This window comes from Christiangramia marina (genome assembly GCF_048285865.1).
Lineage (GTDB): Bacteria > Bacteroidota > Bacteroidia > Flavobacteriales > Flavobacteriaceae > Christiangramia > Christiangramia marina.
This window is the reverse complement of sequence record NZ_JBLVTK010000004.1, coordinates 201,740-207,920: the sequence shown is the minus strand read 5'-3', so window position 1 is coordinate 207,920 and position 6,181 is coordinate 201,740. Positions and strand designations below refer to the sequence as shown.

General features: G+C 39.1%; 7 protein-coding genes. 3 read left to right on the top strand and 4 right to left on the bottom strand.

The annotated features are described in order from the left end of the window. Positions 1 to 68 precede the first annotated feature (68 nt). Together bshB1 and ACNKXS_RS14035 are read right to left on the bottom strand one after the other, a co-directional pair. Complete coding sequence (bshB1, locus tag ACNKXS_RS14040) at positions 69 to 785, bottom strand: bacillithiol biosynthesis deacetylase BshB1 (protein ID WP_417921409.1); 717 nt, start codon at positions 783 to 785, stop codon at positions 69 to 71. A 6-nt stretch (positions 786 to 791) separates the two neighbouring features. Further along, on the bottom strand, positions 792 to 1,940 hold the full coding sequence (locus ACNKXS_RS14035) for a trans-sulfuration enzyme family protein (RefSeq protein ID WP_417921408.1): 1,149 nt from the start codon (positions 1,938 to 1,940) through the stop codon (positions 792 to 794). 167 nt (positions 1,941 to 2,107) lie between these two features. On the opposite strand from ACNKXS_RS14035, the gene ACNKXS_RS14030 reads away from it, so the two are divergent. Both ACNKXS_RS14030 and ACNKXS_RS14025 read left to right on the top strand, forming a co-directional pair. Beyond that, positions 2,108 to 3,154 (top strand): NAD(P)-dependent alcohol dehydrogenase, encoded by a 1,047-nt coding sequence (locus ACNKXS_RS14030; protein WP_417921407.1) that lies wholly within the window; start codon positions 2,108 to 2,110, stop codon positions 3,152 to 3,154. A 2-nt stretch (positions 3,155 to 3,156) separates the two neighbouring features. Then, positions 3,157 to 3,534: a PH domain-containing protein gene (locus tag ACNKXS_RS14025; protein WP_417921406.1), complete on the top strand. Its 378-nt coding sequence runs from the start codon at positions 3,157 to 3,159 to the stop codon at positions 3,532 to 3,534. Positions 3,535 to 3,596: 62 nt separating this feature from the next. Here ACNKXS_RS14025 and ACNKXS_RS14020 read toward each other — a convergent pair whose 3' ends face one another. Further along, on the bottom strand, positions 3,597 to 3,965 hold the full coding sequence (locus ACNKXS_RS14020) for a DUF1622 domain-containing protein (RefSeq protein ID WP_417921405.1): 369 nt from the start codon (positions 3,963 to 3,965) through the stop codon (positions 3,597 to 3,599). A 3-nt stretch (positions 3,966 to 3,968) separates the two neighbouring features. Further along, the gene (gene treF, locus ACNKXS_RS14015) at positions 3,969 to 5,588 is read right to left on the bottom strand and encodes an alpha,alpha-trehalase TreF (RefSeq protein ID WP_417921404.1); all 1,620 of its coding nucleotides are present in this window, start codon (positions 5,586 to 5,588) and stop codon (positions 3,969 to 3,971) included. A 97-nt stretch (positions 5,589 to 5,685) separates the two neighbouring features. Here treF and ACNKXS_RS14010 point away from each other — a divergent pair, with 97 nt between their 5' ends. Further along, positions 5,686 to 6,144 carry a GNAT family N-acetyltransferase gene (locus ACNKXS_RS14010; RefSeq protein WP_417921403.1) on the top strand — a complete coding sequence of 153 codons (459 nt, stop codon included), beginning with the start codon at positions 5,686 to 5,688 and terminating at the stop codon, positions 6,142 to 6,144. Positions 6,145 to 6,181 lie beyond the last annotated feature (37 nt).

The window sequence follows — 6,181 nt, the reverse complement described above, 5'->3', positions numbered from 1 at the left end:
CAACCACCATTTGATTAGCGGTTGCAAATGTAAGTTATTTGTACATTTCAGCAAAGAAAAATTTTCAATTAAATAAGGTCAAATACGGAATCTACTGCTACATAACGATCTACATTATAACCTTCAGCATGTTCAGTATTAATAAGCCTTCCCATATCCTGTGCCCGGTAAGTAATGCTATCCAGGAAGTTACTGCTTGAAATTGGTGTTTCAGGCTCTTTACTATCTTCACTGTAAAACTGAGACCTGTAAGCTTTAACCGAATCAATTTTTTTATCCAGAAAGCCTGTGACGTCTACTACAAAATCCGGTTTTAGATTCTTCCATTGTATATAATGAAAAACATGCTTTGGTCGCCATGCGTTCTGGTTCTCACCATTCATAATGGTCTCGATCTTACGCAAACCACTTAAGAAACAGGCATCACTTATTAATTTTGCAGCCTTCCCATGATCAATATGCCTGTCATCCAACGCATTACATAGCACAATTTCTGGTTGGTACTTTCTTATCTTTTTAATGATCTCCATTTGGTGAGAAGCATTGTTTGTGAAAAAAGCATCACTAAATTCGAGATTCTCACGAACCTCAACTCCTAAAACCTGGGCTGCAGCGGTTGCTTCCTGATCACGAATCTCTGCAGATCCCCTTGTACCAAGTTCTCCCCTGGTAAGATCAAGAATCCCAACCTTTTTTCCTCTGCTAATCTCTTTTGCAATGGTACCGGCACAACTCAATTCCACATCGTCTGGGTGTGCCCCAATCGCAAGTATATCTAATTTCATAAAGTATTATTTGGTATTTGCTATAGCCTGCTCGAGGTCGTTCTTGATATCCTCGAACTCTTCTATTCCCACAGAGAATCTTAGTAGATTATCCTTGATGCCCTGCTGAGCTCTTTCTTCCTCGGTTAACAAACCGTGACTTGTTTTGGAAGGTAAGAGAATGGTACTTTCCACACCGGCAAGGCTCATGGAGGGTTTTATTAGTTTCAGGGATTTCATAAAATGCTGCACATCGATCTCAGCATTCAATTCGAATGACATCATTCCGCCGAAACCAGACATTTGCTTTGCTGCAAGTTCGTGATCTGGATGATCTTTTAGACCAGGATAATAAACATTCGCAACACTGGAATGAGCTGTTAAAAATTCAGCCAGTTGCAGAGCATTCGAATTCTGGGCTTTCACACGTAAGCCCATGGTTTTGATACTTCTTTCCAGTAACCAAACCGTATAATCACTTAAGTTTCCGCCAAAATTCTTCGCCATTTGAAAGATCCTGTCGATATGATCTTCAGAGCTTATTGCAGTTCCTGCCAGGATATCACTATGACCTCCCATATATTTCGTTGCAGAGTGTAAGACGATATCTATTCCCATATCCAGAGGATTCTGGTTCACCGGTGAGGCAAATGTATTATCGATCATACTCACAAGTCCGTGCTTTTTGGCTAGACCTGCAACCCCCTGGATATCTGTGATCTTCAGCAGAGGATTCGATGGCGTCTCAATATAAATTACCTTCGTGTTTTCCTTGATTTCAGATTCTAGTGATGGTATTGAAGAGTCTTTAGCGAACGTATACTCTATTCCAAATTTGGCGAACTCCTCTACTGCAAGGTTACTGGTTCCCCCATAAAGTGCATCTGGAAATACAACGTGATCACCAGACCTCAAAAATGCCATTAATGAAGTGCTTACTGCAGCCATCCCACTACCAAAAATCAAGGCAGCTTCTCCGTGTTCAAGTGCAGCCATCTTTTTAGCAAGAGCTACTTGGTTTGGCGTATTAAAATATCTGGGGTAACGTTTGGTCTCCACATCTTCAAATGCATAGGAAGTTGCCATATAAAGAGGAGAAACCGCTCCCTTAAACTGAGTATCCTCCAGTTCTCCAGCATGTGTACATATCGTATTGATTCCTTTAGAATCGCTCATAATTTAAATTTCAAAATTGAGCTCCTAAGGTACTAAGAATTCTTTGAAAGCAATGGACTACAGGAAACTTGACCTACATCAATTCAGCACGTTAAGAATAGTTAAACCTGTTTAACACATCATCTGCAGCAGTTATAAATTGAGTAACTTTCAGCAAAAGAAAAAAAATGAAAAATATAAAAGCTTACGGCGCAAAGTCGAATGATGCAGATCTTAATATGATGGAGATTGAACGCAGGGACATTCTTGCAAATGACGTGAAGATCGAAATCGATTATTGTGGAGTTTGTCATAGCGATATACACCAGGTTAGAAATGATTGGGGCAATAGTAAATATCCAGTGGTACCAGGCCATGAGATTATTGGTCGCGTAGTAGAAGTTGGCGCAGACGTAAAAAACTTTAAACAAGGTGATCTTGTTGGAGTTGGCTGTATGGTGGATTCCTGCCAGGAATGTAAATCTTGTGAAGATGGTCTTGAGCAATATTGTGAAAATGGAATGACCGCTACTTATAATGGGAAAGATGAACATTTAGGTGGTCATACCTTTGGAGGTTATTCAGAGATGGTGGTGGTTCGAGAAAAGTTCGTGCTCAAAGTGCCAGAAAATCTGGATACAAAAGCGGTTGCACCTCTATTGTGCGCAGGAATTACAACATGGTCTCCACTTAGACAATGGAATGTGAAAAAAGGTGATAAAGTTGGTGTTGTAGGACTGGGAGGTCTGGGACATATGGGTGTTAAATTTGCTCACGCATTGGGAGCTCACGTTGTGATGATCACTACCTCTCCTGCAAAAGCCGAAGATGCTAAATCTCTAGGTGCAGATGAAGTTCTGATCTCGAAGGATGAAGCAGAAATGAAAAAACATGCGAATTCATTCGATTTTATTCTGAATACAGTTCCTGTAGGACATGATACGAATCCTTATGTTGCCTTGCTGAAAAGAGATGCGACAATGACCTTAGTTGGAGCGATCGATGAAGTGGATATTCATGGTGGCGGACTTATCATGGGTCGAAAAAGACTTGCAGGTTCATTAATTGGCGGAATTAAAGAAACTCAGGAAATGCTTGATTTCTGCGGAGAGCACAATATTGTTTCAGATATTGAAATGATAGATATAGACTCTATTAATACTGCTTTCGACAGAGTTGTAAAATCTGATGTTAAGTATAGATTTGTAATCGATATGAAATCACTAAAGAATTAATTATGGGTCTACTATCCTCATTGCTTGGTAATGCCGGTGCTATAGAAAATTCAGTTATTCAGGAGAAATTTGGCAAATTGCTTATTGATTCTGAAGAAGTTATTGCTGGATTTAAGATCATAAGAGATACCTTTATTTTCACCAATAAACGATTGATCATTATAGATGTTCAGGGATTGACTGGTAGCAAAATTGAATATTTCTCAGTGCTATACAAAAGTATTACACGTTTTAGCGTGGAAACTGCAGGAAGTTTCGATCTGGATGCAGAACTTAAGATCTGGATATCCGGGGAACAATCACCCAGTATTTCCAAGAAATTTAATAAGAAAGTTGATATCTATGAAGTTCAGAAATTACTTGCTGAATATACTTTATAGAGTAGGATAGTCAGAAATTTTAAAAAAGCCACTGAAATTCAGTGGCTTTTCTATGTTCAGGTTTAAGCTTCCTGATTCAGCCTGTTCTCTTTTACCTTCCTTTGCCATGGAAACCTGCCTTCAATCTCCAGTTCAATGGAAAGACTTAAAAATGTTCTTATCAGGACGATGATTCCCAAGGAGATAACCTCATCCAGCGTTGGTTTTGTTACTACGGTTGCGATAATATCTGCAGCGACCAGAATCTCAAGTCCAAGGAGAATAGCTTTCCCCAATTCCTGTCTTAATAATTTGTAAGATCTGACTCCTTTATTTTGCTTGGCTAGTAAATATTTGAATAATGCTATGATCGTTCCCAGAAGTATCACTACCACTCCGGTTACTTCTATGAACTTTGCCGCATACTCGATATACAAACTTATATGTTCCATAAACTATTCTTCTGAAGATAATTTTTTATATACTCCGTTGGTCCAGCCAAACCCATCCTGGGTAGGATACTCCCCACCTCCACTTTCTTTGGAAAGATCCATTACATTGTACTTCTCGGTCATCTTATAGGTTCTATCGTAAACTGCGCTGTTTACATCAAGCCACCTCCTTTTAATTTCTTCGGAAAGTTCCATATGCTTATAATTCCTTAAACCCTGAATGGTGATCCACTGCAATGGAGCCCAGCCATTGGGTGCATCCCACTGCTGTCCGGTATTATAAGGTGTGGTTACAACACCTCCCGGTTTCAGGAAGTCTTCTTTGATCTTTGTAGCCACCTTGCCAGCTTGCTGTTCATCTGCGATCTGGAAGAATAATGGATACATTGCTGCAAGAGAAAAGTTTCCCGTGAATTCCTGCTTTTCAAAATTATAATCCTGGAAGAACTCCATTTTAGAATCCCAGAAATAGTCTGCGATCGCCTGTTGTCGTTTTTCTGCCAGCTTCGCATAAGTAGCCGAAATTTCTTCTTTGTCTGAAATTTTAGCTGCCTTGGAAATGGTCTTTTCCAGTTTGTAAAGCAACGAATTCAAGTCAACTGGAAGAATGGAAGTAGTTTGAATACTTGAAAGTTCAAACTCATTTTGCTTATTTTTTACCAGCCATCTGCTTGAATAATCCCATCCAGACTCAGCACCAGCTCTAAGATTACGATAAACACCTTCTTTCCTGAGCATTGGATTAGCTTTCATTGCAACTTCCGCAGTTTCTACATCTTCACGGTAGCTTTCTGGTCTTGGAGTATCGAATTCATCATAATAGCGGTTCAGGACAGTTCCATCCTTCAGCTTAACGACTCTATTAATAGCGTTCCCTGGTTTGAGTTCATTATTTCCCTTCATCCAGAACTGATGTTCTTTCACCAATGCATTTAAAAATTCGGCATAAACCTCCTCGCCTTCAATATCGGCCAGAATATCGACCATGAGAGAAAAGAACGGTGGTTGGGATCTTCCGAGGTAATAAGTACGATTCCCATTCGGAATAAAGCCGAGTTCATCAATAAGGAATGCGAAATTTTCCACCATGTTCCTAATGACTTCATTTTCATTATCTACCTGTAATCCTAACATTGTAAAATAGCTATCCCAGTAATAGACTTCGCGAAATCTGCCACCCGGCACTATATAATCATTTGGTAGCGGAATAAGAGTTCCCGAAATGCTATCATTTGCCGGCCTCTTAAGCACTTCCCATAAACTCTTAATATGCATACCTATTTGTAGACTATCGCTCCTGAAATCCACATCGGCTTCAGGAATATTAAAATGTTGATCCAAAAAGGTTTTCATTCCCGTGAACGTAGTATCTTCCAGCATATCATATCGTTGCCTTATCAGGCTTACACTATATTTAGGAGTCGCATCAACAAAAGTCTTACTGTCCTCAAAAATAGCCCGGGTTTGTACATCATAGAATAAATTTCCATAGAGTTCGGCTGGTGGGAGTATATCAACTTCATTGTCATCACTGGCAACAACTGTATCCTGACTGGACTTACAACTGTTGAACATCATCACTAAGCATAGCAGGAATAACTCTAAATATCTTCGGAAGTTCATAAAGATGTGTTTAAGATCTATAAATATAAATAAATTGATAACTGAATAGTATGGCTACTCAAAGGTTCTTTATATTTTTGACCTATAACTAATGATCATGGAGATTCTCAACTGGGATAAAAAGTACGCGGAGGAATTTGAAAAAATGAACCTTCACTGGCTGAATGAATTATTTTACGTGGAGCCACATGATGAGGAAGTTCTAGGAAAACAAGAAAAATATATCATTGAGCCAGGTGGAAAGATCTTCTTTGTGAGAAAAGACAAAACTATCGTAGCCTGTGTAGCATTGATGAAGATGGAGGATGATGTTTTCGAGCTTACGAAAATGGCGGTCAAACCTGCATTTCGAGGTCAGAAGATCGGACACTTTCTGATTGACCATACCATACAATTTGCTAAAAGTAGTGGATGGAAAAAATTGATCATTTACTCAAATCGAAAACTTGAAAACGCCATCCATTTGTATCGTAAATATGGATTCGAGGAAATTCCAATCGAAGAAAATAATCCCTATGCTCGTGGTGATATTAAAATGTCATTAATCCTTTCATAATTCTTTATTAAACCAAATAGCTAAAGTCATGACCAGC

Coding starts and splice junctions, on each gene's coding strand:
- ACNKXS_RS14030 (WP_417921407.1), top strand. CDS start 2,108: ATGAAAAATATAAAAGCTTACGGCGCAAAGTCGAATGATGCAGATCTT.
- bshB1 (WP_417921409.1), bottom strand. CDS start 785: ATGAAATTAGATATACTTGCGATTGGGGCACACCCAGACGATGTGGAA.
- ACNKXS_RS14010 (WP_417921403.1), top strand. CDS start 5,686: ATGGAGATTCTCAACTGGGATAAAAAGTACGCGGAGGAATTTGAAAAA.
- ACNKXS_RS14025 (WP_417921406.1), top strand. CDS start 3,157: ATGGGTCTACTATCCTCATTGCTTGGTAATGCCGGTGCTATAGAAAAT.
- treF (WP_417921404.1), bottom strand. CDS start 5,588: ATGAACTTCCGAAGATATTTAGAGTTATTCCTGCTATGCTTAGTGATG.
- ACNKXS_RS14035 (WP_417921408.1), bottom strand. CDS start 1,940: ATGAGCGATTCTAAAGGAATCAATACGATATGTACACATGCTGGAGAA.
- ACNKXS_RS14020 (WP_417921405.1), bottom strand. CDS start 3,965: ATGGAACATATAAGTTTGTATATCGAGTATGCGGCAAAGTTCATAGAA.